Origin of the sequence: Bradyrhizobium sp. HKCCYLR20261, from assembly GCF_051168435.1 — a bacterium.
Lineage (GTDB): Bacteria > Pseudomonadota > Alphaproteobacteria > Rhizobiales > Xanthobacteraceae > Bradyrhizobium.
Genome location: NZ_JBNPUZ010000007.1, coordinates 297853 through 324032 on the forward strand (window position 1 = coordinate 297853; position 26180 = coordinate 324032).

General features: G+C 66.4%; 24 protein-coding genes. 20 read left to right on the plus strand and 4 right to left on the minus strand.

Annotated features, from left to right (window positions below; translation table 11 throughout):
* The first annotated feature begins 290 nt into the window (after positions 1 to 290).
* The 8 genes from murJ to ACQR1L_RS19465 all read left to right on the plus strand — a co-directional run bounded on the left by murJ (position 291) and on the right by ACQR1L_RS19465 (position 10107).
* On the plus strand, positions 291 to 1820 hold the full coding sequence (murJ, locus tag ACQR1L_RS19430; protein WP_434859518.1) for a murein biosynthesis integral membrane protein MurJ: 1530 nt from the start codon (positions 291 to 293) through the stop codon (positions 1818 to 1820).
* Positions 1821 to 1934: 114 nt separating this feature from the next.
* The gene (locus ACQR1L_RS19435) at positions 1935 to 2318 is read left to right on the plus strand and encodes a DUF2946 family protein (protein WP_434859519.1); all 384 of its coding nucleotides are present in this window, start codon (positions 1935 to 1937) and stop codon (positions 2316 to 2318) included.
* Between the two features lie 41 nt (positions 2319 to 2359).
* Positions 2360 to 4534: a TonB-dependent receptor family protein gene (locus ACQR1L_RS19440; RefSeq protein ID WP_434859520.1), complete on the plus strand. Its 2175-nt coding sequence runs from the start codon at positions 2360 to 2362 to the stop codon at positions 4532 to 4534.
* Between the two features lie 9 nt (positions 4535 to 4543).
* Entirely contained in the window at positions 4544 to 4966 is a 423-nt protein-coding gene (locus ACQR1L_RS19445; protein WP_434859521.1) for a copper uptake system-associated protein, read from the plus strand.
* A 12-nt stretch (positions 4967 to 4978) separates the two neighbouring features.
* The gene (locus ACQR1L_RS19450; protein WP_434859522.1) at positions 4979 to 5944 is read left to right on the plus strand and encodes a DUF1775 domain-containing protein; all 966 of its coding nucleotides are present in this window, start codon (positions 4979 to 4981) and stop codon (positions 5942 to 5944) included.
* 210 nt (positions 5945 to 6154) lie between these two features.
* Positions 6155 to 8464 carry a xanthine dehydrogenase family protein molybdopterin-binding subunit gene (locus tag ACQR1L_RS19455; RefSeq protein ID WP_434859523.1) on the plus strand — a complete coding sequence of 770 codons (2310 nt, stop codon included), beginning with the start codon at positions 6155 to 6157 and terminating at the stop codon, positions 8462 to 8464.
* 132 nt (positions 8465 to 8596) lie between these two features.
* Positions 8597 to 9049 (plus strand): c-type cytochrome, encoded by a 453-nt coding sequence (locus tag ACQR1L_RS19460; protein WP_434859524.1) that lies wholly within the window; start codon positions 8597 to 8599, stop codon positions 9047 to 9049.
* A gap of 137 nt (positions 9050 to 9186) precedes the next feature.
* Entirely contained in the window at positions 9187 to 10107 is a 921-nt protein-coding gene (locus ACQR1L_RS19465; RefSeq protein WP_434859525.1) for a c-type cytochrome, read from the plus strand.
* Positions 10108 to 10145: 38 nt separating this feature from the next.
* Here ACQR1L_RS19465 and ACQR1L_RS19470 read toward each other — a convergent pair whose 3' ends face one another.
* Positions 10146 to 11306, minus strand: coding sequence for an ABC transporter substrate-binding protein (locus ACQR1L_RS19470; protein WP_434859526.1), 1161 nt, complete (start codon positions 11304 to 11306; stop codon positions 10146 to 10148).
* 245 nt (positions 11307 to 11551) lie between these two features.
* Here ACQR1L_RS19470 and ACQR1L_RS19475 point away from each other — a divergent pair, with 245 nt between their 5' ends.
* The gene (locus ACQR1L_RS19475) at positions 11552 to 14059 is read left to right on the plus strand and encodes a bifunctional diguanylate cyclase/phosphodiesterase (protein ID WP_434859527.1); all 2508 of its coding nucleotides are present in this window, start codon (positions 11552 to 11554) and stop codon (positions 14057 to 14059) included.
* Here the strand turns inward: ACQR1L_RS19475 and ACQR1L_RS19480 are convergent.
* Positions 14013 to 15077: a helix-turn-helix domain-containing protein gene (locus tag ACQR1L_RS19480; RefSeq protein WP_434859528.1), complete on the minus strand. Its 1065-nt coding sequence runs from the start codon at positions 15075 to 15077 to the stop codon at positions 14013 to 14015. The two genes, ACQR1L_RS19475 and ACQR1L_RS19480, sit on opposite strands and share 47 nt — an antisense overlap.
* 345 nt (positions 15078 to 15422) lie before the next feature.
* Complete coding sequence (locus ACQR1L_RS19485) at positions 15423 to 15668, minus strand: Lrp/AsnC ligand binding domain-containing protein (RefSeq protein WP_434859529.1); 246 nt, start codon at positions 15666 to 15668, stop codon at positions 15423 to 15425.
* Positions 15669 to 15790: 122 nt separating this feature from the next.
* On the opposite strand from ACQR1L_RS19485, the gene thiD reads away from it, so the two are divergent.
* Positions 15791 to 16591, plus strand: a complete 801-nt coding sequence (gene thiD, locus ACQR1L_RS19490; RefSeq protein ID WP_434859530.1) for a bifunctional hydroxymethylpyrimidine kinase/phosphomethylpyrimidine kinase — start codon at positions 15791 to 15793, stop codon at positions 16589 to 16591.
* Positions 16592 to 16709: 118 nt separating this feature from the next.
* Positions 16710 to 17168 (plus strand): nuclear transport factor 2 family protein, encoded by a 459-nt coding sequence (locus tag ACQR1L_RS19495; protein WP_434859531.1) that lies wholly within the window; start codon positions 16710 to 16712, stop codon positions 17166 to 17168.
* Between the two features lie 17 nt (positions 17169 to 17185).
* Here ACQR1L_RS19495 and ACQR1L_RS19500 read toward each other — a convergent pair whose 3' ends face one another.
* Complete coding sequence (locus tag ACQR1L_RS19500; RefSeq protein ID WP_434859532.1) at positions 17186 to 18232, minus strand: AraC family transcriptional regulator; 1047 nt, start codon at positions 18230 to 18232, stop codon at positions 17186 to 17188.
* Positions 18233 to 18382: 150 nt separating this feature from the next.
* On the opposite strand from ACQR1L_RS19500, the gene ACQR1L_RS19505 reads away from it, so the two are divergent.
* From ACQR1L_RS19505 to ACQR1L_RS19545, 9 genes are read left to right on the plus strand one after another with little or no spacing between them, the layout of a single operon-like run.
* Positions 18383 to 19207 (plus strand): alpha/beta fold hydrolase, encoded by an 825-nt coding sequence (locus ACQR1L_RS19505; protein WP_434859533.1) that lies wholly within the window; start codon positions 18383 to 18385, stop codon positions 19205 to 19207.
* A 15-nt stretch (positions 19208 to 19222) separates the two neighbouring features.
* Positions 19223 to 19729 carry a hypothetical protein gene (locus ACQR1L_RS19510; RefSeq protein ID WP_434859534.1) on the plus strand — a complete coding sequence of 169 codons (507 nt, stop codon included), beginning with the start codon at positions 19223 to 19225 and terminating at the stop codon, positions 19727 to 19729.
* 30 nt (positions 19730 to 19759) lie between these two features.
* Positions 19760 to 20404: a hydrolase gene (locus ACQR1L_RS19515; protein ID WP_434859535.1), complete on the plus strand. Its 645-nt coding sequence runs from the start codon at positions 19760 to 19762 to the stop codon at positions 20402 to 20404.
* 14 nt (positions 20405 to 20418) lie between these two features.
* Positions 20419 to 20706 carry a XapX domain-containing protein gene (locus ACQR1L_RS19520; protein WP_434859536.1) on the plus strand — a complete coding sequence of 96 codons (288 nt, stop codon included), beginning with the start codon at positions 20419 to 20421 and terminating at the stop codon, positions 20704 to 20706.
* Entirely contained in the window at positions 20703 to 22580 is a 1878-nt protein-coding gene (locus ACQR1L_RS19525) for an amidohydrolase (protein WP_434859537.1), read from the plus strand. The genes ACQR1L_RS19520 and ACQR1L_RS19525 overlap by 4 nt, the downstream gene beginning before the upstream one ends.
* The gene (locus ACQR1L_RS19530) at positions 22580 to 23005 is read left to right on the plus strand and encodes a DoxX family protein (protein ID WP_434859538.1); all 426 of its coding nucleotides are present in this window, start codon (positions 22580 to 22582) and stop codon (positions 23003 to 23005) included. Before ACQR1L_RS19525 ends, ACQR1L_RS19530 begins: the two co-directional genes overlap by 1 nt.
* A 27-nt stretch (positions 23006 to 23032) precedes the next feature.
* Entirely contained in the window at positions 23033 to 23923 is an 891-nt protein-coding gene (locus ACQR1L_RS19535) for a glyoxalase (RefSeq protein WP_434859539.1), read from the plus strand.
* Positions 23924 to 23927: 4 nt separating this feature from the next.
* Positions 23928 to 25337 (plus strand): alginate export family protein, encoded by a 1410-nt coding sequence (locus tag ACQR1L_RS19540; protein WP_434859540.1) that lies wholly within the window; start codon positions 23928 to 23930, stop codon positions 25335 to 25337.
* Between the two features lie 20 nt (positions 25338 to 25357).
* Entirely contained in the window at positions 25358 to 26047 is a 690-nt protein-coding gene (locus ACQR1L_RS19545; protein ID WP_434859541.1) for a YoaK family protein, read from the plus strand.
* Positions 26048 to 26180 lie beyond the last annotated feature (133 nt).

A 26180-nucleotide genomic window follows, 5' to 3' on the forward strand; every position in this document is an offset into this window, starting at 1 on the left:
GAGAACTCAGAGGTGGGGCATCTGCCCTCGTGTCGTGGTCGTGCTGGAAATTAGCTTTTAGAGAAAAGGTGGACGGCAGGTAGATGCCTTAAGACCGCGTGGTCGCGGTGCCGCAAGGGCGCAAGGGCGCAAGGGCGCAAGGAGTATCCCGGCGGACCGCTGGAACGCCAACGTCGATATATGCAGTCCGCCTCAGCGCGGGGGGGGGCGTCAAGCGCCACACTTCGGTCGCAATTGGTTGGACCCGTTCCCCGCTTCAAACTCCGCCCCCGATCCTCTACAAGCCCCCCATGCTCGGACGTATCTTCACCGTCGGCGGCTATACGCTGCTGTCGCGACTCACCGGTTTTGCCCGCGACATCATGCTGGCGGCGATCCTCGGCGCCGGGCCGGTCGCCGATGCGTTCTTCATCGCGTTCCGGCTGCCGAACCATTTCCGGGCGATCTTCGCCGAAGGTGCGTTCAACGCGGCCTTTGTTCCCGCCTATGCGCATGTCCATGGCGAGAAGGGGCCGGCGTCGGCGAGCCTGTTTGCCGACCGGATCTTCACGCTGCTGCTCGCCTCGCAAATCGTGCTGCTGATCCTGGCCTGGGTGTTCATGCCGCAGGCGATGACGATCCTGGCGCCGGGCTTCACCGACGATCCCGCGCAGCGCGACATGGCGATCACGCTGACGCGGATCACCTTTCCGTATCTGCTGCTGATCACGCTGGTGACGCTGTATGGCGGCATGCTCAACGTGATGCAGCGCTTTGCCAGCGCCGCGGCGGCCTCGATCTTTCTCAACCTCGCGATGATGGTGACCTTGGCGCTGGCGGCGTTCTTCCCGAATGCCGGTCATGCCGCGGCCTGGGGCGTGCTGATCTCCGGGTTCCTGCAATACTTCCTTTTGGCCGGCGATCTCGCCCGCCACGGCGGCCTGCCGCGGTTTGCGCCGCTCAAGCTCGACGACGACATCCGCGCCTTCTTCAAGGCGCTGGGGCCGGCGACCCTGGGATCGATGGGCACGCAGGTCGCGATGTTCGCCGACACCATCATCGCGACGTTCCTCCCCGCGGGCGCGATCTCGGCGCTGTATTATGCCGACCGGCTCAACCAGCTGCCGATCGGGGTGATCGGCATCGCCATCGGCACCGTGCTGCTGCCGGAGATGTCGCGGCGGCTGACGGCGGGTGATCACCAGGGCGCCATGGAGCAGCAGCGCCGCGCCTTCGAGTTCACGCTGTTGTTCTCGGTGCCGTTCGTCGCCGCCTTCCTCGCCGTGCCCGACGTCATCACGCGCGCGATGTTCGCACGCGGCGCCTTCACCAAGGGCGATGCGGCGGCGGCCGGCGCGACGCTCGCCGCCTACGCCGTCGGGCTCATTCCCTTCGTGATGATCCGCAGCGCGGTCTCGACCTTCTACGCGCGCAAGGATACGGCGACGCCCGTCAAGGCTTCGCTCACCGGACTGACGGTCAACGTCATGCTGAAGGTGCTGCTGATGGGCTCGCTGGCCCAGGTCGGCCTCGCGCTGGCGACCGCCGTCGGCGCCTGGATCAATCTGCTGCTGGTGCTCGGCTTCGCCGTGCACAAGCGCTATCTCGTGGTCGATCGCCGTCTCAGCGCGTCGCTGCTGAAATTTGCGGCCACCGGCGTCCTGCTTGCGGCGGCATTGTGGCTGACGGTTGTCCTGGCAACGCCGCATCTGACCTTCCTCGGCCGCGTGCAGGACGAGGCCATGCTGGGCCTATTGATCGTGGTCGGCGCCGTGATCTATGCCGCCGCCATTCTCGGGCTGTTCGGCCTGCGCTGGCTCAAGGCGCTGGTGCGCCGCTGAGGCCTGCGCGCAGCATGAGACGCGTGCGCGCGAACTGATGAGATCGTGCGCGCATCTGTTATGCCTTGCGCCACTGCGGCCCCGCGAATATTGTCGCGCACGGGGGGATCATCCGTGACGCGACGGCGAGGCACTGCACATTGGGCGAGGAGGACGGTCGGCATTCTGGCCGCCTATCTCATCGCGTTGCAGATGGTGCTCGCCGGCGCGATGTCGGCGCAGATGGCGGCCGCTGCCGCCAACGATCTCGGCGTGATCTGCACCGACATCGATGGGACCGTCCACGGCACCAGCGCGCCGGACTCGGCCGTCCTGCATAAGGACTTCTGCGCGGTCTGCGCCTTCGCCGCCCACGCCGCGCCGGTGCCGACACCGGTCGCCGCGCTGCTTCTGCGCAGCGCCAGCGAGCTGAGGCTTGCCAGCTTCGCCGCCTGGGCTGCGCGCGATTCCCGCCTCCGTGAACCCCGTTTGTCGCAAGGACCTCCCGCGAACGCCTGATCGCCGTTTGTCGTCAGGTTTCGTTCGTCCAGAGGTTCATCATGTCCCGTTCCGTAACCGCGCTTTGCGCGGCGACGTGCCTCGTCACGTTGTCATCTCCCTGTTTCTCGCAAGCCCGCGAGCCAAGCAATCTGCCGACGGTCAATGTCGACCCGGGCAGGCCCGCAGCGTCGCGTCCGGCGAGGCCCGCCGGCAGTGATCCGTCCACGCGGAGAGCGCGCGCGCCGCGATCAGCCGCCGCACCGCAGACGGCCGCGGCGGCTCCCGCCGGTCCGGCGCCGAGTCGGACTTCGCCAAACACGCAAACGGCAACCCAGCGCATCCAGCAGACGCCGGGTGCGGTGGCCGTCGTGCCCGATACCGCGTTCAAGACGGGCGCGGCGCAGACCATCAAGGACGTGCTCGACTACGTGCCCGGCGTGTTTGCTCAGCCGAAATGGGGCGACGACACGAGGCTGTCGATTCGCGGCTCCGGCCTGTCGCGCAACTTCCATCTGCGCGGCACGCAACTCTATCTCGACGGCATCCCGATCAACACCGCCGACGGCTACGGCGATTTCCAGGAGATCGATCCGACCGCCTATCGCTATGTCGAGGTCTACAAGGGCGCCAATGCGCTGCGCTACGGCGCCAATTCGCTCGGCGGCGCCGTCAATTTCGTCACGCCGACCGGGCGCGACGCCTCGGCGTTCGAGAGCCGACTCGATGGCGGCGCGTTCGGCTTCCTGCGCGGCCAGGCCTCCACTGGAGGCGTGTATGGCGCGGCCGATTATTTCGTGACCGGCTCGGCGTCGCGCGTCGACGGCTATCGCGACCACAGCTGGGGTACGTCCGAGCGCGGCAGCGCCAATCTCGGCTACCAGGTCTCGCCCGATTTCGAGACCCGCTTCTATCTCAACGCCAACTCGGTGCGGCAGCGTATCCCGGGCGAGGTGAGCAAGACCAGCGCGCTCAACTCGCCGCAAACGGCCGCGGCCAACAATGTGCTCAACGACTGGCAGCGCAACATCGACACGGTCCGCGTCGCCAACAAGTCGACGATCCACCTCGACAACACCGATGTCGAGTTCGGTGTGTTCGCCGTCGACCGGCATCTGATGCATCCGATCTTCCAGTGGCTCGACTATCGCTATCACGACTATGGCGGCTTCGTGCGCGCGGTGGACGATCGCGAGATCGGCGGCCATCGCAACCGTTTCACGGTCGGGCTGAACATCCAGAACGGCACCACGGATGCCAACCAGTTCGTCAACACCGGCGGCAACAAGGGCATGCAGATGTCCTCGTTGACCCAGAATCCGGAGAACTACACGCTGTATGCCGAGAATGCCTGGTACGCGCTGCCGAGCGTCTCGCTGATCGCCGGTGCGCAGTTCCTGCATGCCGTCCGCAGCCAGCAGGTCAACTTCACGCTCAACGGCGACGCCGCGGGCCGCGCCAGCTACGACCTCGCGAGCCCGAAGGTCGGCGTGCTCTGGGATGTCGATCCGAACTGGCAGGTGTTCGCCAACATCTCGCGCAGCGGCGAGGCGCCGAGCTTCGGCGAGGGCAGGGGCGCGCTGGTGCGCTTCTACGACATCAAGGCGCAGACCGCGACGACCTATGAGATCGGCACGCGCGGCCGGCGGCCCGACGTCACCTGGGATTTTGCGCTCTACCACGCCGATATCCAGAACGAGCTGCAATGCTTCTATTCGTCGTTCGGCAATTGCAACGTCACCAATGCCGACAAGACGATGCATCAGGGCATCGAGGCCGGGCTCGGCCTCAGCCTGCTGAAGGGGCTCGCGGTGAAGAGCGATGCGCCGGACCGCGTCTGGCTCAACCTCGCCTACACCTATAACGACTTCCGCTACAGCAACGACGCGACCTGGGGCAACAACCGCCTGCCGGGCGCACCGCCGCACTTCCTGCGCGCGGAGCTGCTGTACAAGCATCCGGCGGGCTTCGCCTTCGGGCCGAACATCGAGTGGGTGCCGCAATCCTATTTCGTCGACAGCGCCAACACGCTGTCCACGGACCCCTATCTGCTGTGGGGCCTGAAGGCGACCTATGACGACGGCAAGCATTTCTCGGCCTATCTCGAGGGGCGCAACCTCGCCAACAAGGCGTACATCGCGACCACCAGCATCATCGATCGCGCGACACCGACGTCGACGCTGTTCAACCCCGGCAATGGCCGCGGCGTCTATGCCGGCCTCCGCTACAGGCTGTGAGGCGGCGCGATGTTGAAGCGTCTCATGATCGTGGCGGCGCTCGTCGCCGCCACGCCGTCTCATGCCGCCGGTGATGACGAGGCCGTGCGCGCGGTGCTGATGGCCGCCTTCGACAAGCCGGAGGCCCGGCTCGTCGTCGACCCCGTCGTCATCGCAGGCGCGCATGCGATCGCCGACTGGACGCAAGGCGCCCAGGGCGGCCGCGCGCTGCTCAGGCAAGGCGCCAAAGGCTGGGCGCTGGTCCTCTGTGCCGGCGACGGCATCAAGGATCCGAAGGCGCTGCAGCTCGCGGGCCTGCCGGCGGGCGAGGCGGCCGAGCTTGCGCAGCGGCTGGCCGCCGCCGAGCGGCCTTTGCCGGCTGAACGCCTCGCGCTGCTGTCGTCATTCGAAGGCATCGTCCGCATGGACGCGCCTGTCTCCGGAACCAAGTGAAAGGAAGCCATCATGAAATCCGCAGTGCTGGCACTCGCCGCCTTGTCTGTCGCGTCTTTCTGCAGCCATGCGAGCGCGCATGTTGTGCTCGACAAATCCGAGACGCGCATCGGCAAGACCTTCAAGGCCGTGCTCGCCGTGCCGCATGGCTGCGAGGGCGCAGCGACCGTGCGGCTGACCGTGCAGGTGCCGGAAGGCTTGATCGCGATCAAGCCGATGCCGAAGCCGGGCTGGACCATCGAGGTCAAGAAGGGCGCTTACGCGCGGGCCTATAATTTCTTCCACGGCGCGCAGCTCAGCGAAGGGGTCAAGGAGATCAGCTGGAGCGGCCGGCTGGAGGACGGCTACTACGACGAGTTCATCTTCACGGGATTCGTGGCCGACACGTTCAAGCCGGGCGATGTCCTGCCCATCGCCGCGGTCCAGGACTGCGAGAAGGGCACGGCGAAATGGGTCGAGCTCGCCGCGCCCGGCCAGGATCCGCATGCGCTGAAATATCCCGCGCCGCTGTTGCGGCTGACGTCGGCCGAGCCGCCGCCGCGCGGTGTCGCCAAGGGCGACATCATCGTGTCGTCCGGCTGGAGCCGCGCCACGCCCGGGGGCGCAAAGGTCGGCGCGGGCTATCTCTCGCTCACCAATATGGGCCGTGAGCCGGACCGGCTCGTCGCGGCCAGCGCCGACATCGCCGAGAGCGTCGAGATCCATGAGATGTCGACGCGCGACGGCGTCATGATGATGCGGCCGATCGACGGCGGCCTGCCGATCCCCGCAGGGCAGACGGTCACGCTCACGTCAGGCGGCATTCACCTGATGCTCACCGGCCTGAAGGCGCCGCTGGTCGAGGGCAAGTCTGTTCCTGTGACCTTGCAGTTCGAGCGCGCCGGCAAGATGGCGGTGCTGCTCGACGTGCTCGGCGTCGGCGCGCAGGCGCCCGGTGGTCAGCAGGACGGCGCCAAGGCGGAGCACGCGCATCATTGATGGCACGATAGGGCAGGGGCTCCGGCGCCGGACCGTGCGCCGGAGCGTCCATTGCAATGCAATATCACGTGATCCGGTGCGAGCCGGACGTCGACCCGACGAGAGTTGACCGATCGTGGTCCCCTGCGGCCGATATGCCGTTTGCGCGGGCTCGCGTTCCGCTGCAATATGGCGCCAACATCGCCAAAACGAAGCGGGATGAGAAACCAGATGGCAGCTCCAATCAAGTTCGGTATGGGACAAAGCGTTCTCCGCAAAGAGGATGACGCGCTGATTCGCGGCAAGGGCCGCTATACCGACGATCTCGCGCCATCGGCCGCCCTGCATGCGCTGGTGCTGCGCTCGCCGCAGGCGCATGCCAAGTTCACGATCGACGTCGCCGCGGCGCGGCTGCTGCCGGGCGTGGCGCTGATTCTGACCGCCGAGGACACGGCGGAACTCGGCGGCCTGCCGTGCCTGTTCAACCTCGAGACCGATCCGTTCACCGCGCCGCCTTATCCGATCCTCGCCAAGGACGAGGTGCGTCATGTCGGTGATGCCGTGGCCTTCGTCGTCGCCGATACGCTCGATCACGCGCGCGACGCGCTCGAGGCGATCAAGGTCGAGTGGACGACGCTTCCAGCGGTTACTGGCGTCGTCAACGCGATCAAGCCGGGCGCGCCGCAGGTGTGGGCCGATCACAAGAACAACGTGCTGTTCGACGTCTCGATCGGCGACAAGTCGGCGACCGAGGCGGCGTTCGCGAAGGCGCATGCGGTGGCCGAGATCCGCATCGTTAATCCGCGCGTGGTCGCGAGCTTCATGGAGACGCGCGCCGCGGTCTGCGAATACGACACCAAGCGCGATCACCTCACCTTGACGGCGGGCAGCCAGGGCAGCCACCGGCTGCGCGACATTCTCTGCCAGAACGTGCTGAAGATCCCGACCGAGAAGATGCGGGTGATCTGCCCGGATGTCGGCGGCGGCTTCGGCACAAAGCTGTTTCCGTACCGGGAATACGCGCTGGTCGCGGTCGCCGCGCAGCGGCTGCGCAAGTCGGTGCGCTGGGCCGCCGACCGCTCCGAGCATTTCATGGGCGATGCGCAGGGCCGCGACAACGTCACGACCGCGCGGATGGCGCTGGCCGAGGACGGCAAGTTCCTCGCGATGGACGTCGATCTGATGGGCGACATGGGCGCCTATCTCTCGACCTTCGCGCCCTACATCCCGCATGGCGGCGCCGGCATGCTGCCGGGCCTCTACGACATCCAGGCCTTTCATTGCCGCGTGCGCACGATCTTCACCCACACCGTGCCGGTCGATGCCTATCGCGGCGCCGGCCGACCCGAGGCGGCCTATGTCGTCGAGCGCCTGGTCGATGCCTGCGCGCGCAAGCTCGACATGAGCGTTGATGCCATCCGGCGCAAGAACTTCATCCCGCCGCGCGCGCTGCCCTACAAGACCGCGACCGGCAAGGTCTATGATTCCGGCGACTTCAACGCGCATCTGAAGCGCGCGATGGAGATCGCCGAGTGGAAGGATTTTTCCAAGCGCGCCAAGGCGGCCAAGAAGAATGGCCTCGTCCGCGGCATCGGGCTCGCGAGCTATGTCGAGGTGTGCGGCACGATGGGCGAGGAGACCGCCCATGTGAAGCTCGATCCGAACGGCGACGTCACGATCCTGATCGGCACGCAGTCGAGCGGGCAGGGCCATCAGACCGCGTATGCGCAGATCGTCGCCGAGCAGTTCGGCCTGCCGCCGGAGCGCGTCCACATCCACCAGGGCGACACCGCGCAGGTTCCGACGGGCCTCGGCACCGGCGGCTCAGCGTCCATCCCGTCGGGCGGCGTCAGCGTGCAGCGTGCCACGCATGAGCTCGGCGACAAGCTCAAGCAGATCGCGGCCGAAGCGCTCGAGGCGGGCTTGGGCGACCTCGAGATTGCCGATGGCGTGATCCGCGTCGCGGGCACCGACCGGTCGATCTCCTTCGCCGATCTCGCCAAGCGTCCCGGCGTCGATCCCGCCAAGCTCGCCGGCAGCGCCACTTTCGCCAGCGCCGACGGCACTTATCCAAACGGCACCCATGTCGCGGAGATCGAGCTGGATCCGGCGACCGGCATCATCAAAATCGTCAACTACGTCATCGTCGACGATTTCGGTGTGACGCTGAACCCGCTGCTGCTTGCCGGCCAGGTCCATGGCGGCGCGGTGCAGGGCATCGGGCAGGCGCTGATGGAGCAGGTGGTCTACAGCAACGCCGACGCGCAGCTCGTCACCGGCAGCTACATGGACTACGCGCTGCCGCGCGCGGCTGACGCGCCGACCTTCACCTTCGAGACGCACAACGTGCCCTGCAAGACCAACCCGATGGGCGTCAAGGGCGCGGGTGAGGCGGGGGCGATCGGCTCGTGCCCGGCGGTGGTCAACGCGATCGTCGAAGCGCTGTGGCGCGAGTACAAGATCGACCATATCGACATGCCGGCGACGCCCGAGCGGGTCTGGATCGCGATCCGGGAGCAGCATCGCCGTCACAGTCTCTGAGTACCCTCTCCCAGTGGACCTCTCCGATATCCGCCTCAATTCCGGAATAACCCGCCGGGGCAGGGGTTGACCAAACAGGCGCGACCCGTCCGGGTGGGCTGGACGGGATTGTGACAACAAAGGAGCGAATTGATGAAGCGGACTGTCGTGGTGGCAGCAGCAGCGTTGCTGCTCGGGGCCGGCGCCGTGATGGCACAGGACAACCTGGTCAAGCAGAGCCAGGACATCATGAAGGCGAACGCCAAGAACCTCGGCGGTGTGCTGATCGCGATGGTCAAGGGCGAGAAGCCGTATGACCAGGCCGCCGTCAATGCCGCTCTGGCCGTGCTCGAAGATACCGCCAAGAAGCTGCCGACGATGTATCCGGCCAGCCTGAAGGGCGCGAAGTTCGAGGGCGATTACGCCCCGTCGCCGAAGATCTGGGAAGACAAGGCCGGCTTCGACGCCAAGATCGAGAGCTTCGCCAAGGTCGTCACCGAGGCCAAGGCCAAGATCAAGGATCTCGACAGCCTCAAGGCGACCGCGCCGGCGATCGGCAAGGAATGCGGCGGCTGCCACGAGACCTTCCGTCTCAAGAACAGCTGATCTGACGCAAGTTCGAGGGGGCGGACGCGGCGACGCGTTCGCCCCCGTTTGTTTGTCCGGGACAGGCGTCTTATTCTCGCGGGCATAACCGGCGCCGCCGGATCGATCGCCATCCTCCCCGCAGTGACGGAGCCACCATGTACCGAAGACTCCTGCTTGCCCTGTGTGTGCTCGGCGTCGCCGGTCTTGCGGTATTCTGGTGGATCACCCGGCCGTCAACGATCGTGCTTGCGGCCGCGACGCGCGCGCCGGATCTGGCCAACGGCCAGGAGATGTTCAACATCGGCGGCTGCGCGTCCTGTCACGCCGTGCCCAACCAGCCCGACCGTTTGAAGCTCGGCGGCGGCCTGCCGCTGGAATCGCCGTTTGGCACCTTCTATGCGCCCAACATCTCGCCCGACCCGAACGACGGCATCGGGCGCTGGAGCGAGGCCGACTTCGTCAACGCGGTCGTGCGCGGCGTGTCGCCGGGCGGCAGCCACTATTATCCGGCGTTCCCCTATACCTCTTATGCGGCGGCGAAGGTCGACGACGTCAGGGACCTGTTCGCCTACATGAAGACGCTGCCGCCGGTCAGCGGCGCCTCGCGGCCGCACGAGCTGCCATTCCCGTTCAACATCCGCCGCACCGTCGGCATGTGGAAGCTCCTGTTCTTCGACGACAAGCCGTTTGCAGCCGATGCGTCGCGCTCGGCGGAATGGAATCGCGGCGCCTACCTGGTCAACACCTTCGGCCATTGCGCCGAGTGTCACAGCCCGCGCAACCCGCTCGGCGGCATCAAGGCGGCGCAGCGGCTCGCCGGCGGCCCCGATCCGGAAGGCCGGGGCTTCGTGCCGAACATCACCCAGAAGGGCCTGTCGGACTGGAGCGAGAGCGATATCAGCTATTTCCTGGAGACCGGGCAATTGCCCAATGGCGACAGCGCCGGCGGATCGATGGCCCGCGTGATCCGCAACACCTCGCAGCTCACGCCCGAGGATCGCAAGGCGATGGCGGTCTATCTCAAATCGCTACCGCCGGTCGAAGGCCCGCCGAAGCCCAAGAAATCTACGAACTGAACCTGCGAACTGAACCTGCGAGCTGACGGTTCGCGGGCTCAGATCGGCTTGAAGCTGCCGTCGCCCTGGATCACGGTCAGCGACACCTGCGGCGGATTGTCCTTGCGGGCGTTGCCGAAGCTGACGACGAGGCCGCTGATGTCGAACTGGCCGACATCGTTGATGATCCGCAGCAGCTCCGCCCGGGTCGGGTTCGGCCCGGTCATCGCAAGCGCGCGCGCCACCAGGCGGCCGGTGATGTAGCCCTCCAGCCCGATGAAATCGGGCGTCTGGCTCGGGTCGAGCGTCTTCATCGCCGCCTGGTAGTCGGCGACGACGCGCCGGTCAGTGTCCCACGGGAACGGCACCACTTCGGAGACGATGACGCCGCGCCCTTCCGGGCCGAGCTCCTTGGCGAGCGCATTGCCGCCAACGAAGGAGACGGCAGCAAAGGTCGGGTTGAAGCCCGAGCGATGCGCCATCTTGATGAACTCGGCGCAGGGGCCGTAGGTGCCGACCAGGATCACCGCCTCCGGCTCGGCGCGCCGGATGACCTTGAGCGCGGCGCCGACGGCGCGCGTATTGCGTTCAAAGGTGCCCTCGGCCGCGAGTTCGAGACCGCGTTTGTCGAGATGGGTCTTGACGCCGGCCAGCACGTCACGGCCGAACGCGTCGTCCTGATAGAAGATCGCGATCCGGGTGAGACGGAGATCCTCGGTCAGATGCTTGATCGAGGCCTCGGCCTCCGCCGCGTAGCTGGCGCGAATGTTGACGATGTTCTGGAATTCCGGCGCGCGCAGGAATTCGGCGCCGGACACCGGGCCGATGAAGGGCACGTCGTTGGAGGCCGCGATCGGCGCGGTCGCCATCGCGGTCGGCGTGCCCACGGCGCCGATCAGCGCGAACACCTTGTCCTCGTAGATCAGCTTGATGGTCTCGACCACCGAGCGGTCCGGGTCGTAGCCGTCGTTGCGGCTCGCGAGCTTCAGCCTGCGGCCGTAGACGCCACCCTTGGCATTGAGCTCGCTGAAGGCCGCCAGCAGGCCCTGGCGGGCCGCCTGGCCCAGCGCGGCCGACGGGCCTTCCAGCGCCGCCACCTGGCCGAACAGGATCGAGTCATTGGTAACGCCGAGCTCGTCGGCGCGCGCAGACCCCAGGGGCAGTGCGGCGGCGAGCAGCACGAGAGCGATGGAGGTCTTGAAGGTTGAAAGCCAGTTCATTGCGATCTTCGATGCACGGGTGGCCACATGACACCTCATCCTAAGCGCGTTTGAATGAAGACCTCGCTAAGGATGCATCCGCGCTTGATCGCGTTTTGACCGTGCATCGACAGTCAGCCGTTAACCAAGCCCTGGTTTCTGGTACTCCGCAACTGATCATCTTTGACCGTCCTTAACTTCAGGCAGCGAGCATGAGCGTCATGTCCCTCGTGTGAGTGAGGGGCAGCCGTCAGGCGGGGGCCATATTGCAGGTTGAAGAGTACAGCGCACCGACGCTGCAACGACGTGATGATGCTCGCAACGGTAGCGGGCGTGAAAGGCTGCGCGCGTCGTTATCAAAATACCGGCTCTATCGTCCCGCGATCATCGCCGCGTGCATCGGCGTGGTGCTGTCAGTTGTCGGCACGGTGGCCGTCGGCCGCTGGGAGAACCGGCTGGCGCGGACCGATTTCGAAGGTGTCGCCGAAGCCCAGGCGATCCTGGTCCAGAACGGCGTCAACGAATATGTCAGCCGGCTGACCGCGCTGCGCACCCGCTTCGAATCCGCCAACGACGACATCACCCGCAGCGAGTATCAGACCTTCAGCGCGCGCCTGTTCGAAGCCCATCGCGGCATGCTGCGCCTCGCCTGGCTGCCGCGCATCAAGCGCAAGGAGCGCGGCGAATATGAAGCCGCCGCGATCACCGACGGCGTTCCGGCCTTCCGCATCAAGTCCTATCCGGACGGCACCGTCGCGCCGGAAAGTGACGAATACTTCCCGGTCTATTTCTCCACCGAGGCCAAGACCTCGCCCGTCTACGGCCTGGACTATTGGAGCATCCCCGATCATCGCGCCGTGCTGGAGCAGTCGCGCGACTACGACGTGATCGGCGCGCTGCGCACGCGGCAGAATCTCATCAATCAGAACGAGCGCAACAACGCGGTGATGATCGGCATCCCCGTCTATGCCAAGGGCACGTCGCGCACCACGGTGGCCGACCGCCGCCGCAATCTCTCCGGCTTCATCGTCGGCGTGTTCGATCTGCCGATGCTGCTGCAGTCGGTGCGTGCGAACAATCCGAACAGCCCGGCACTGCAGATCAACCTGCTGCCGCCCGAGCGTGTCATCAATGCCTCCGGCGTCGACCCGCAGCGCTGGCCGGCCGATCCGAGCATCTGGTCCACCACCTTGCGCATCGGCGATGCCGATTGGGTGTTCCAGGCCGCGCCTGCCGGCGGCGGCCTGGTCGTGAGCCACAACAGGGCGCTTGCGCTGTATGCGGCCGGGCTGGCGACGACCATCTTCCTCGCGGTCTATCTCGCGCTGTCGAGCCGGAACGCGCAGCAGCTCGCGCTCGCCAACCGCCGCGTGCTCGAGCTCGCGCAGACCGACGCGCTGACCGGGCTGTCGAACCGCGCCTTCTTCCTCGAGGAGATGGAGCGCATCAACGACGAGAGGAACGGCCGCTTCACCGTCTTCCTGCTCGACCTCGACCGCTTCAAGAACGTCAACGACTCGCTCGGCCATGGCGCGGGCGACGAACTGCTGGTGCAGGTGGCACAGCGGCTGCGCTCGCAGCTCCGTTCCAAGGACGTGCTGGCCCGCCTCGGCGGCGACGAGTTCGCGCTGATCCAGGCCGGTGCCGGCGACCAGCGCCTGGCCGCGACCGAGCTCGCCCAGCGTATCACCCGGCTGATCGCCGAGCCGTTCCAGATCAGCGGACAGCGCGTCGAGATCGGCACCAGCATCGGCATCTCGCTGGCCCCGGAGCACGGCCACGACCAGGAGCATCTGCTCAAGAAGGCAGACCTCGCGCTCTACCGCTCGAAGTCCGCCGGCCGCAGCTGCTACACGCTCTATGACGACGCGATGTCCGCCGAGCTCGAGGCGCGCAACACGCTCGAAGGCGACCTGCGCGACGCCATCGCGCAATGTCAGTTCGAGGTGCACTACCAGCCGTTCTACGACGCCGACACGCGCGAGCGCCGCGGCGTCGAGGCGCTGGTGCGCTGGCGTCACCCGGTCAAGGGATTGGTGCCTCCGGACAAGTTCATTCCGCTGGCGGAATCGACCGGACTGATCGTGCCGCTCGGCGAGTGGATCATCGGTCGCGCCTGCGACGACGCCACCGCCTGGCCCGATGATCTCAAGGTCGCGGTCAATCTGTCGCCGGTCCAGTTCAAGCAGGCGGAACTGTTCGACGTCATCCAGTCGGCGCTGGCACGCTCCGGCCTCGATCCGAAGCGCCTGGAGATCGAGATCACCGAGTCGGTGCTGCTGGAGCGCGCCGCTGAAAACGAGAGCTTCATCGACCGGCTCAAGAGCCTCGGCATTTCGCTGGCGCTCGACGATTTCGGCACCGGCTATTCGTCGCTGCGCTCGCTGACGGCGTTCCCCTTCAACAAGATCAAGATCGACAAATCGTTCGTCGCCAATCTCAGCGTCCGCGACGAAAGCGCGGCCGTGATCTCCTCGGTCGTCACGCTGGCGCGCGGCCTCGGCATCCAGATCACCGCGGAAGGCGTCGAGACCGAGGAGCAGTTGAAGCAGTTGCGCGAACTCGGCGTCAACTTCGCGCAGGGCTATCTGCTGGGCCGGCCGATGCCGGTGGAGCAGCTCGAGAAGCACCTGGAGATCGCGCGCGTCGGCACCGACCAGGACGACGCGCAGGAGACCGAGGTGGCTGCGGAGGAGGGCGATCCGCGCCCGGCGGCCGTGGTCGCGCTCATTCCCCGGTCCGGGGCGCTGCTATCCCTCGCATCCAACGGCTGAGCGGCGAGGCCGGCTCAGCCTCCGCGTCGGCCTGCGGCCGTGGCAGGCCGAGAATAGCCGCCTCGCGCGCGGCGCTCGGCGTGATGCCATAGGCGGTCTTGAACAGCCGGGTGAAATGCGCGTCGGTGCCGAGCTGCCAGCGCCGGGCCACCTCGCTGATGCGCACCTGGCGCGATCCGGTGCCGGCGAGATCGAAGAAGGCGCGATGCAGCCGCCGGCTGCGGATATAGTCGGCGATGCCACCGATCGGCGCAAACAGCCGGTACAGCGAGGCGCGCGACAGACCGAAATGCAGTGCGATGGCGTCGGCGCTCAGCTCGGGGCTCGCCAGCTGGGACTCGATGTATTGCCGGATGCGCAGCAGCGAGGCGTCGGCCGTCACGCTGCGGTCGACATCGCGCCGCTCGAGCTCGCCGCGCAGGCAGGCCGAGATGAGCGCGATCGTGCCGTCGACCACGGCGTGGCACTCGTCGAAGCTCATCCGCGGGGCGCATTCGAGCAGTGCGCCGAAATGCCGCGCCAGCAGCGGCGCCATGGCGCCGTCACGCGGCAGCACCAGCCCGTGCAGATCCTCGACCCGCAGCAGACGGGCGTCGAACATGGGGCGCGGGACCACCATGGTCAGGTTCTCGAAACGCGTCGCCCGCGTTTCGAGCGTCTGGGCGAGATCGAGCACGCAGAGATCGCCGGCTTCGACCTTGATGGCGCGTTGACCCGCGACGCCGGTGTAGCCGCCTCTGACGTAGAGCTGAACGATGACATGATCGACGCCGCTGCGTGCGATCGTCTCCGCCGAGCGCCGAAAGCGCTGGCTGCTGGCGCGAGCCGATCCAAGCAGGATGGAGCCCAGCGCGTAGGATACGACATCGGCCCTGAACGGCTCGGCTTCGCCGTAGGCGAGCTCGTCGACGTCGAAGAACGTCGAGACGGCCTCGCGCCAGGCTGCAATGTTGGTCTCGGTGTCCATCTGCGCGGCTGAGAAGCCGTAACTCGGCAGCAGGGACGAAACGGCTGTCATCTCACTCTTCATACGACGTCGCAGACTGTCTTGAGCGTTCGTCTCAATGTCTTGATCGTTTGTCTCGGACGGCTCGCTCGCCTTGACCCGGCACGCCGGGCACCCGTTATAGGACGCCTATCGCCAAGTTGCGGAAAAGGAAAGCCGGACTGTTCGACGGTCCCCCCGTTGCCCCTCGCGGTCGAAGGGTCCCGGCTTTCCGCCGCGCCAAGATCATCTGGCGCGAGGCCGGGATCGGCCACCATCGTCTTTCATGACGAAACCATGCTTGACCCATTTTGAGGACCTCGGCGCCCGTCGGTGACGACGGGCGCCTTTGTCGCGGTCAGCGTCGAACGGCCGGCGTTAGCTGGCGCCAAAGGCCTTGAACGTGATGATGGTATGGGTGTCCTGGATGCCCGGCAGCACCTGCACCTTCTCGTTCACGAAGTGGCCGATGTCGGTGGCGTTGTCGACATAGAACTTCACCAGCAGGTCGTAATTGCCCGCCGTCGAATAGATCTCCGAGGCGATTTCGGCCTCTGCCAGCGCATTGGCCACGACGTAGGACTGGCCGAGCTTGCACTTGATCTGGACGAAGAAGGGAACCATTGCAGACGGTCTCCGGAAGGCGTTTCAAGCCTCAATATAGCGTTTTCCGGCGAAGTCGATACGGTTTCTCCGGCGACCGGGCCTGCTTGCCGGGCGCGACCGGCCCGCGCTAGGAGAGGAGCATGAGCACCCCCGTCGCACTCACCATTGCCGGCTCCGACTCCTCGGGCGGAGCGGGTATCCAGGCCGACCTGAAGACCTTTGCCGCGCTGTCGGTCTACGGCGCCTCGGTGCTCACGGCGCTGACCGCCCAGAACACGACCGGCGTGACCGGGGTGCACCTGGTGCCGCCCGATTTCGTCGCGGCCCAGATCGACGCCGTGTTCAACGATCTCGCGGTCGGCGCGGTCAAGATCGGCATGGTGGCGCAGGCGCCGATCGCCGAGGCGATCGCGGCGAGCCTCGACCGCTGGACGCCCAGGCATGTGGTGCTCGATCCCGTGATGGTGGCGACGTCAGGCGCCCGGCTGCTGCCGGAGGACGCCATCGACGCGCTGCGCCGCCGGCTGATCCCCCTGGCGACGCTGATCACGCCCAACCTGCCGGAAGCGGCGGCGCTCCTGGACGAGGCGGTCGCGACCTCCGAGGAGGCGATTGCCGCGCAGGGCATGCGCCTGCTCACGCTCGGCTGCCCGGCGGTGCTGATCAAGGGCGGCCACGGGCAGGGCGCAGAGAGCACGGACTATCTCGTCACGGCCGAGCACACCATTGCCCTGCCGTCGCCGCGGGTCGCCACGCAGAACACCCACGGCACCGGCTGCTCGCTGTCATCGGCCGCCGCCGCCGGATTGGCAAAGGGCGAAAGCCTTGAGACGGCTGTGCGCCACGCCAAGGCCTTCATCTCCGGCGCGATCGCGGCAGCCGATCGATTCACGGTCGGTCATGGCCACGGGCCGGTGCATCATCTCTACCGGTTCTATTGAGGTCACACGGTTTTGAGACCGCAATCTGCGGTCCATCCGCGTGATGGCGATCGATCATGCTACGTGGAGACGGGCCGCCGATCATCACGGACGGTGCTTGGTATCAGGGGATGATTGTATGAGGACAGGAATCGTCGCGGCGCTGGCTGTTGCGCTTGCCGGTATCGTTGCGACGCCCGCGCTGGCGGAGCGCGCCTATTCGGCCGACGAGGAGCGCAACAAGCAGATCGTGCTCGACTTCTATGAGCAGGGGCTGAACCGCAAGGATTTCGCGGCCGCCTCGAAATATCTCGGCAGATACATCCAGCACAATCCGAGCGCCGAGGATGGCCCGGAAGGCTTTCGCAAATTCATCGAATTCCTGAAGGCGAAGTATCCGCAATCCCGCAGCGAGATCACCAAGGTGCTGGTCGACGGCGATTTCGTCATCCTGCGCGTGCATGCCGTCCGCGAGCCCGGCACGCGCGGCAATGCGATCGTCGACATCTTCCGCCTGAAGGACGGCAAGATCGAGGAGCACTGGGATTCGGTGCAGCCGATCCCCGAGCAGTCGGCCAACACCAACGGCATGTTCTAGCGCCGCGGCGCGGCCGCTCACTTCTGCTGGGCGGCCTCGATCTCGCGCGAATGCCCGTTGCTGATGCGTGCCCGATACTCGCCCGGCGATTCACCAAACCAGCGGTTGGAAGCACGGAAGAACGTGCTCTGATCGGCATAGCCGAGCAGATAGCCGATGTCGGTCAGCGACAGGCGCTGATCGGCGAGATGGCGCTGGGCAAGCTCCCGCCTGGTCTCGTCGACGAGATCGCTGAACGAGAGGCCCTCGTCGGCGAGCCTGCGCTGGAAGGTGCGATCGCTCAAGCCAAGCGCAGCCGCGATGGCCGAGCGCAACGGGCTGCCGTCCGGAAGCAGTCTGGCGATCGCGACGCGCGCACGATACGCGGTGTCGGTCTTGACCAGCCGCTCCAGCGCCTCGTCGGCGATGCGGTCGTGGATCGGCATCAACTCGGGCGCCGAGGTCGTCAGCTTGCAGGCGAGATCCTCATCCGACACCAGGAAGCCGTTGAACGGGGCATCGAATTCGAGCGGTGACTGGAACGCCCTGTTGTAGGCCGCGATCGACAGCGGCACGGCATGCGTGAAGCGTGCCGCGAGCGGCGTCAGCGGACGGTCGAGCATCCAGCGGCACAGATTGAGCAGATTGATGATGCCGTAGTCGTAGCGCTGCCGCGGGATCGGCCATTCGCCGCCATAGACGTCGGTGCGCACCCAGCGGCCGCCCTGGCCGTCCTCAAGCGTGATCGCGACGGCATCGCTGACCAGGCACATGTAGCGGATCAGCCGCGTCAGGCCGGTCTGCAGGTCCGGGCTCGACATCATCGCATAGCCCGCGACGCCATAATTGTGCGGGCGTGGGGCTGCGACATTGACGAGGCCGATATCGGGATTGCCCGAGCGTTCAGCCGCCAGCACCCACAACCGGCTCAAGGCCTCCGTGGGCCAGCGGCGATCGCAATCCTCGAGATCCGCGATCGACAGGCCGGCCTCGGCGAACAGCGCGGCCGCGTCGAGGCCTTGCTCATTGAACGTGCTGGCGACGCCACGCATCCAGGCTGACGATGTGGATCGAAGCTGCGCCATCCCCTCGGTTACCCCATGGCTTCTGGAGCCAGTGCTTTGGCGTCCTCGGATCATTGTGCAGGTGCACATGAGACTGCATAGCACCTGGAATTGGCGATCGCGATACGAAATTCGTCGGAGCGATCGTGCGGCTGGCGCAGGAGACAAACCATGCCCGTTCTCAAAACCAACGACGGTACAGAGATTTACTACAAAGACTGGGGTACCGGTCAGCCGATCGTGTTCAGCCATGGCTGGCCGCTGTCGTCCGACGATTGGGACGCGCAGATGATGTTCTTCCTCAATCATGGCTTCCGCGTCATCGCCCATGATCGCCGCGGCCACGGCCGCTCGGCCCAGGTCTCCGACGGCCACGACATGGACCACTACGCCGACGATCTGGCGGAACTGACCGCGCATCTCGACCTCAAGAACGCCATCCATGTTGGCCATTCGACCGGCGGCGGCGAGGTCGTGCATTATCTCGCGCGTCACGGCGAGAGCCGCGCGGCCAAGGCCGCGATCATCGCCGCCGTGCCGCCGCTGATGGTGCAGACCGCGGCCAATCCGGGCGGCTTGCCGAAGTCTGTGTTCGACGATTTCCAGACCCAGACTGCGACCCGGCGTTCGGAGTTCTACCGCGAGGTCGCCGCCGGCCCGTTCTACGGCTTCAATAAGCCCGGCGCCAAGCCGTCCGAGGCTGTCATCCAGAACTGGTGGCGGCAGGGCATGATGGGCAGCGCCAAGGCGCATTATGACGGCGTCGTCGCGTTCTCGCAGACCGACTTCACCGAGGATCTCAAGAAGATCACGCTGCCGGTGCTGGTGATGCACAGCGAGGACGATCAGATCGTGCCCTATGCCGACTCCGCGCCGCTTTCGGCCAAGCTGCTCAAGAACGGCACGCTGAAGACCTACAAGGGCTTTCCGCACGGCATGCCGACCACCGAGGCCGCGACCATCAACGCCGATTTGCTGGCTTTCATCAAGGGCTGATCAGAGGAGAGTTGCATGACCTGGGGAATTCCGACGACTCTGTTTCTTCAGATTCACGTGGTGCTGAGCCTCATCGGAATTGTCACCGGGCTCATCATGCTCGGCGGCATGCTGGCGGGCCGCCATCTGGCGGTGTGGGCGGCGCTGTTCCTGCTCACGACCTTCCTCACCGGCGTGACCGGGTTTCCGCTGCCGCCGTTCGGCCTCGACCCGCCGCGCATCATCGGCATCATCCTGCTCGCGCTGCTCACGGCGGCCGCTGCCGCGCTCTATGTGTTCGCGCTGTCGGGATGGTGGGGGCGCGTCTACGTCGTGACGTCGCTGCTCTCGCTCTATCTCAACGTCTTCGTTGCCATCGTGCAGTCGTTCCAGAAGATCGGCGCGCTCAACGCGCTGGCGCCGACGCAGAGCGAGCCGCCGTTTGCGGCTGCTCAGATCGTCACTCTCTTGCTGTTCATCGGCCTCGGCATCGTCTCATGGCGGCGGTTCGCCTCCGTCGCGCCGCGGGCTTCCCTCGCCTGAGTCAATTATCCGCTTCTCAAGGAGAACCACGTGTCCAAGCTCGAAATGCTCACCCCCCAGAACTGCGCCGTCGCGCTCATCGACTATCAGCCGGCGATGTATCAGGGCGTGCAGTCGCACGACCGTCTCGGCGTGTTCAACAACATCCAGATCGTCGCCAAGGCGGCCAAGCTGTTCAAGCTGCCGACGGTGATCACCACAGTCGCCAAGGATTCGTTCTCCGGCCCGTTCATGCCGGAGATCACCGAGCTGTTTCCCGAGCACGACATCGTGGACCGCACGGCGATGAACTCCTGGCTCGACGCCGGCTTCCGCAAGCAGGTCGCTGCGACCGGCCGCAAGAAGTTCATCATCGCGGGACTCTGGACCGAGGCCTGCGTGCTGTTCCCGACCTTGGACATGCTGCGCGAGGGCTATGAGATCTACATCCCGGCCGATGCCTGCGGCGATCTCTCTCTCGAGGCGCATAACAGGGCGATGGATCGCGCGGTGCAGGCCGGCGCGGTGCCGATCACCTCGTGCCAGTTCGCCTTCGAGCTGCAGCAGGACTGGGCGCGCGCCGAGACCTATGACGGCATGATGGAGATCCTTAAGGCGCATTCGCCCTACGGCATCCAGATCCGCTTCTCGAAATGGGCGCTTGGCGAGCACGCCTCCGAGGGCGGCGCAAAGTAGCGCTGAGGCATCCCATGAAGATCTATCTGTTCTCGCTCGGGGCAGGGCTGCTGGTCGGCGTGATCTACAGCCTGCTTCAGGTCCGCTCGCCGGCGCCGCCTCTGGTGGCGCTGGTCGGCCTGCTCGGCATCCTCGTCGGAGAGCAGGTGATCCCCGTGGGCCGGCAGCTCCTCGATGGCAGCAGCATTGCTGCGGCCTGGCAGAAGGCGGCCTGCGCCACGCACATCTTCGGCCTGCTGCCCGGCCATCACGGCCGGGCGGAGACCACGACCACTCCTGCGCCAGACGAGAAGGCCTCATGAGCGACCATCCCGATCTCATCCTGCATCGCGGCCTGTTCACGACGCTCGACCGCTCCAACCCGCACGCCAATGCGGTCGCGATCAAGGACGGCGTGTTCACGGCGGTCGGCCACGAGCAGGACGTCATGAAGCTCGCCGGCCCCGCGACGAAGCTGATCGATCTCAAGGGCCGCCGCGTGCTGCCGGGCCTGATCGACAATCACCTCCACATCATCCGCGGCGGGCTCAACTTCAACATGGAGCTGCGCTGGGACGGCGTGCGCTCGCTCGCTGACGCCATGGCGATGCTGAAGGCGCAGGTCGCGATCACGCCGCCGCCGCAATGGGTGCGCGTTGTCGGCGGCTTTACCGAGCATCAGTTCGTCGAAAAGCGCCTGCCGACGATCGACGAGCTCAATGCGGTCGCGCCGGATACGCCGGTGTTCCTGCTGCATCTGTATGATCGTGCGATCCTGAACGGCGCCGCGCTGCGCGCCGTCGGCTATGACAAGGACACGCCGCAGCCGCCGGGCGGCGAGATCGTGCGCGACGCGCAAGGCAATCCCACGGGGCTGCTGCTTGCCAAGCCGAACGCGGCCATCCTCTATGCGACTTTGGCCAAGGGACCGAAGCTGCCGTTCGACTACCAGCTCAACTCCACGCGCCACTTCATGCGCGAGCTGAACCGGCTCGGCGTCACCGGCGCGATCGACGCCGGCGGCGGCTTCCAGAATTATCCCGACGACTACGCGGTCATCCAGAAGCTGTCCGACGACGGCCAGCTCACGATCCGGCTCGCCTACAATCTGTTCACGCAGAAGCCGAAGGGCGAGAAGGACGATTTCCTGCGCTGGACGCAGAGCTCGTCCTACAAGCAGGGCAACGACTATTTCCGCCACAACGGCGCCGGCGAGATGCTGGTGTTCTCGGCCGCCGATTTCGAGGATTTCCGCGTGCCGCGGCCGGACATGCCGCCGGAGATGGAAGGCGAGCTCGAAGAGGTCGTGCGCATCCTCGTGCAGAACAAATGGCCGTGGCGGCTGCACGCGACCTATGACGAGACCATCTCGCGCGCGCTCGACGTGTTCGAAACGGTCAACCAGGACACGCCGCTCGACGGCATCAACTGGTTCTTCGACCACGCCGAGACCATCTCGGACCAGTCGATCGACCGCATAGCCGCGCTCGGCGGCGGCATCGCCGTGCAGCACCGCATGGCCTATCAGGGCGAATACTTCGTCGAGCGCTACGGGTTTGGCGCGGCCGAGGCGACGCCGCCGGTGAAGAAGATCCTGGACAAGGGAGTCAAGGTCTCCGCCGGCACCGACGCGACGCGGGTCGCGTCCTACAATCCCTGGGTCTCGCTGTCGTGGCTCGTGACGGGGCGCACGGTCGGCGGCCTGCGGCTGTATCCGCAACGCAACTGTCTCGATCGCGAGACGGCGCTGCGGATGTGGACCGAGAACGTCACCTGGTTCTCCAATGAAGAGGGCAAGAAGGGCCGCATCGAGGTCGGCCAGTTCGCCGATCTGATCGTGCCGGATCGGGACTTCTTCGCCTGCGCCGAGGTCGAGATCGCCGACATCACCAGCGACCTCACCATGGTCGGCGGCCGCGTGGTCTACGCGGCATCGGACTTCAAGACGCTCGACGACGCCGTGCCGCCGCCGGCGATGCCGGATTGGTCGCCGGTGCGCCGCTTTGGCGGCTACGGCGCGTGGCTCGCGAAGGACGACACCGGCGCCGTCCGTGCGCAGGCGATGCAGATGTGCGGCTGCGCCAATAGCTGCGGCCTGCACGGCCACGACCATGCTCGCTCATGGTCGAGCCGATTGCCGGTCGCTGATCTCAAGAGCTTCTGGGGCGCGCTCGGCTGCGCCTGCTGGGCGGTGTAATGGCCGCAATGTCCGATACGCCGCGCCCGATCGCCGGGATGCTCGATTGGCCGTGGCTCTGGCCCGCGGCCCGGCTCGCGCTGGTCTCGGCCTATCTGATCGGCGGCGTCCAGAAGCTGATGGACTTCCCCGGCGCCATCGCCGAGCAGGCTCATTTCGGCCTGCGGCCGGCGGCGCTGTGGGCGGCCGCCGCGATCGCCGTCGAGCTGATCGGCTCGCTGCTCGTCGTGGTCAACCGGTTCGTCTGGCTCGGTGCCGGCGCGCTCGGCGTGCTCACCTTCGTCGCGATGCTCACCGCCAACGACTTCTGGCACATGGAGGGCCATGACCGCTTCATGGCGCTCAATTCCTTCTTCGAGCATCTCGGCCTGATCGCAGGCCTCGTGCTCGTGTCCATCATGTCCTGGCGCGCCCGCCGCGCCTGATCCGGTTTCTATTTGTCTGAGGTTGTCATGCTCCGCTCCCGTCATCTGCTCGGCGCACTCGTCGCCACCTCGCTGCTCGCCGCTCCCGCGCTCGCCAAGGACGCTGCGCCCCTCATTGGCGTCGGTGCGCAATACGACACGACGCATGTCTATGTCGCGCCCGACGATGTCGAGAAGTTCGTCACCAGCTTCCTGGCGACCTTCGGCGGCCAGAGCACCAAGCAGGTCGTCGTGACGGTGACACCGACGCCGAGCAGCACGACCTCGCAGCTGCTGCAGACGCCGGTCGGCACGGTGTCGCTGTTCGGCTTCAAGACTCCGATCCCATATCCGTTCGGCGCCGAGCGCACCGGCTATCTCGTCACCGACATGGACGCCGCCATCAAGGCGGCCAAGGCCGCCGGCGCCGACGTTGTGGTCTCGCCGTTTCCCGATCCGATCGGCCGCGATGCCGTGATCCAGTGGCCGGGCGGCGTCAACATGCAGCTCTACTGGCACACGACCAAGCCGTCCTATGCGGCGTTCGAGACGGTTCCGGAGAACCGCGTCTATGTCTCGGCCGATCGCGCCGAAGCCTTCACGCGCGCCTTCCTGCGCTTTGCGAAAGGCAAGGTCGTTTCCGACGAGGCCAAGGCGCCAGGCGTCGAGATCGGCCGTCCCAACGATCGCTACCGGCGCATCCGCATCGAGTCGGTGTTCGGCCGCATGACCGTGCTCGTCACCGACGGCCATCTGCCATATCCGTTCGGCCGCGAGATGACCGGCTATGAGGTCGCCGACCTCAAGGCGACGCTCGACAAGGCCAAGGCGTCGGGCGCGACCGTGCTGGTCGAGCCCTTCACCGCGGACAAGCGCGAGCAGGCGCTGGTGCAGTTTCCCGGCGGCTATGTCGCGGAGATCCACGCGCTGGTAAAGTAACCTGATGGGGACACGCGTGCGGATGGGTCAGGCACTGACGAGGACGGCGGCGGCGCTTGCGATGGTCGCGATGTCGTGCGGCCTCGCCGTCGCCGAGGACGCCCGTCCCGCCATCCGCACCAACCGCTGGCAGGAGGATTGGTCCGTTCTTGCCAATCCGGCGCTGCGCACGCAGCCATTCGATCCGATCAAGTACATTCCGCTGCAGGCCGGCGTGCCGCAGAGCTACGTCTCGTTCGGCATGACCCTGCGCGAGCGGTTCGAGAGCCTGGACGCGGCGAGCTTCGGCATCGGCGGCGCCAAGCCCGATTCCCACGTCCTGCAACGGCTGCAGATCCATGCCGATGCGCATTTCGACGAGCACTGGCAGGCCTTCGTCCAGCTCGAGGACGCGAGAGCCTTCGGCAAGGCGAACATCACCTCGGTCGACCAGAACCCGCTCGACCTCCGGCTGGCTTTCCTCGCCTACGTCAACGCGACGGAGCAGGGCACGTTCAAGGCCCGTGTCGGCCGGCAGGATTTCGACTTCGACCTGCAGCGCTTCGTCTCCTCGCGCGACGGGCCGAACGTGCGCCAGTCCTTCGATGCGCTGTGGGGCGACTGGGAGAGCGGTCCCTGGCGCTTCATCGGCTTCGTCAGCCAGCCGGTGCAGTACAATCTGGTGCGGCCGTTCGACGATACGTCCAACGGCAAGTTCCTGTTCCATACCTTTCGCGTCGAACGCCAGGTGCTCGGCACCAACGAGCTGTCGGCGTACTACTCCTATTACGAGCGCGACAACGCCCGCTTCCTCGACGCCGCGGGCCTCGAGCAGCGCCACGTGCTGGACCTCCGCTTCGCCGGCAAGCTCGCCGGCTTCGACTGGGATCTCGAAGCCATGGGGCAGGCGGGCTCGGTCGGCGCGAAGCAGATCCGCGCCTGGGGCGCCGGCGCGCGCGCCGGCTACACGTTCGCCGATGTCGCCTGGCAGCCGCGCATCGGCCTGCAGCTCGACGGCGCCTCCGGCGACCGCCATCGCGGCGACGACAGGATCGAGACCTTCAATCCGCTGTTCCCGAACGGCTACTATTTCTCGCTCGCCGGTTTCACCGGCTACACCAACCTGATCCACCTCAAGCCGTCGCTGACGGTGAAGCCCACCGCGGCGCTGTCGTTCATGGCCGCGGTGGGCCTGCAATGGCGCGCGACGGCGGCGGACGCGATCTACGTCCAGCCCAACGTCGCCGTGGCAGGCACCGCCGGGCAGGGCAGTATGTGGTCCGGCGCCTATGCGCAGCTGCGCGCCGACTACCGCTTCAATGCCAACCTCACCGGCGCGATCGAAGCCGTGCACTACGACATCGGCGATACGCTCCGCCGCGCCGGCGGCCACGATTCCGACTACATCGGCGTCGAGCTGAAATACGCGCTCTGACGAAGGAAGGCAGAAACACCATGGCGACCACCGACTCGCGCATCGTCCCGCTGCTGCTCAGCGTCAATGCCGGCTATGTCGACACCGCCGGCTTCCTGGCGCTGCAGGGCCTGTTCACCGCGCATGTCACCGGCAACTTCGTGACCTTCGGCGCGGCGCTGGCACTGGGGACCTCGGGGGCGATCGCCAAGCTGCTGGCGCTGCCGGTGTTCTGCGTGGTCGTGATCGCGACGCGGCTGGCGGGGAGCTTGCTCTCGCGCAGATGGTCGCGCGCCTTCGAGGTGCTGATTGCCGTCAAGCTTGTGTTACTCGTGCTCGGGGCCGCGCTCGCCATCCATTTCGGCCCGTTCCACAACGGCGACAGCCACGAGGCGATCCTGACCGGCATGGTGCTGGTCGCGGCGATGGCGATCCAGAACGCCGTGCATCGCATCCATCTGCCGACCGCGCCGCCCTCGACGCTGATGACCGGCACCACCACGCAGGTGATGATCGATCTCGCCGACAAGATCTATATTAGGGACAAGGGCCAGGCGCCGCCGCCGGCGCGGCTGGTGCAGATGGCGGTCAACGTCGCGGCCTTCGCGCTCGGCTGCGGCGCAGCCGCGCTGCTGTTCGTCAGGCTCGGGAGCTGGTGCTTCGTGATCCCGCCTGTTGTCGCTGCGCTGACGCTCGTCGCGCGCATGGCTGGTCCGCCGCCGGCGCGCTGAACTCCATATCGTCATCGCGGCCAGCCGATCCGATCGTGCCCACGATTGGATGACGGAAATTTTAGGGTCCGCTCACGAAAAGTTATCGATCCAGAAGCGGGGCTCCGGGCTTGCCTGTTGAGATCCGTTCTCT

Bases quoted from the DNA above. Each gene is read 5' to 3' on its own strand.
- murJ (WP_434859518.1), top strand. From the start codon at position 291: ATGCTCGGACGTATCTTCACCGTCGGCGGCTATACGCTGCTGTCGCGA.
- ACQR1L_RS19440 (WP_434859520.1), top strand. From the start codon at position 2,360: ATGTCCCGTTCCGTAACCGCGCTTTGCGCGGCGACGTGCCTCGTCACG.
- ACQR1L_RS19445 (WP_434859521.1), top strand. From the start codon at position 4,544: ATGTTGAAGCGTCTCATGATCGTGGCGGCGCTCGTCGCCGCCACGCCG.
- ACQR1L_RS19450 (WP_434859522.1), top strand. From the start codon at position 4,979: ATGAAATCCGCAGTGCTGGCACTCGCCGCCTTGTCTGTCGCGTCTTTC.
- ACQR1L_RS19455 (WP_434859523.1), top strand. From the start codon at position 6,155: ATGGCAGCTCCAATCAAGTTCGGTATGGGACAAAGCGTTCTCCGCAAA.
- ACQR1L_RS19460 (WP_434859524.1), top strand. From the start codon at position 8,597: ATGAAGCGGACTGTCGTGGTGGCAGCAGCAGCGTTGCTGCTCGGGGCC.
- ACQR1L_RS19465 (WP_434859525.1), top strand. From the start codon at position 9,187: ATGTACCGAAGACTCCTGCTTGCCCTGTGTGTGCTCGGCGTCGCCGGT.
- ACQR1L_RS19470 (WP_434859526.1), bottom strand. From the start codon at position 11,306: ATGAACTGGCTTTCAACCTTCAAGACCTCCATCGCTCTCGTGCTGCTC.
- ACQR1L_RS19480 (WP_434859528.1), bottom strand. From the start codon at position 15,077: ATGACAGCCGTTTCGTCCCTGCTGCCGAGTTACGGCTTCTCAGCCGCG.
- ACQR1L_RS19485 (WP_434859529.1), bottom strand. From the start codon at position 15,668: ATGGTTCCCTTCTTCGTCCAGATCAAGTGCAAGCTCGGCCAGTCCTAC.
- thiD (WP_434859530.1), top strand. From the start codon at position 15,791: ATGAGCACCCCCGTCGCACTCACCATTGCCGGCTCCGACTCCTCGGGC.
- ACQR1L_RS19495 (WP_434859531.1), top strand. From the start codon at position 16,710: ATGAGGACAGGAATCGTCGCGGCGCTGGCTGTTGCGCTTGCCGGTATC.
- ACQR1L_RS19500 (WP_434859532.1), bottom strand. From the start codon at position 18,232: ATGGCGCAGCTTCGATCCACATCGTCAGCCTGGATGCGTGGCGTCGCC.
- ACQR1L_RS19505 (WP_434859533.1), top strand. From the start codon at position 18,383: ATGCCCGTTCTCAAAACCAACGACGGTACAGAGATTTACTACAAAGAC.
- ACQR1L_RS19510 (WP_434859534.1), top strand. From the start codon at position 19,223: ATGACCTGGGGAATTCCGACGACTCTGTTTCTTCAGATTCACGTGGTG.
- ACQR1L_RS19520 (WP_434859536.1), top strand. From the start codon at position 20,419: ATGAAGATCTATCTGTTCTCGCTCGGGGCAGGGCTGCTGGTCGGCGTG.
- ACQR1L_RS19525 (WP_434859537.1), top strand. From the start codon at position 20,703: ATGAGCGACCATCCCGATCTCATCCTGCATCGCGGCCTGTTCACGACG.
- ACQR1L_RS19530 (WP_434859538.1), top strand. From the start codon at position 22,580: ATGGCCGCAATGTCCGATACGCCGCGCCCGATCGCCGGGATGCTCGAT.
- ACQR1L_RS19535 (WP_434859539.1), top strand. From the start codon at position 23,033: ATGCTCCGCTCCCGTCATCTGCTCGGCGCACTCGTCGCCACCTCGCTG.
- ACQR1L_RS19540 (WP_434859540.1), top strand. From the start codon at position 23,928: ATGGGGACACGCGTGCGGATGGGTCAGGCACTGACGAGGACGGCGGCG.
- ACQR1L_RS19545 (WP_434859541.1), top strand. From the start codon at position 25,358: ATGGCGACCACCGACTCGCGCATCGTCCCGCTGCTGCTCAGCGTCAAT.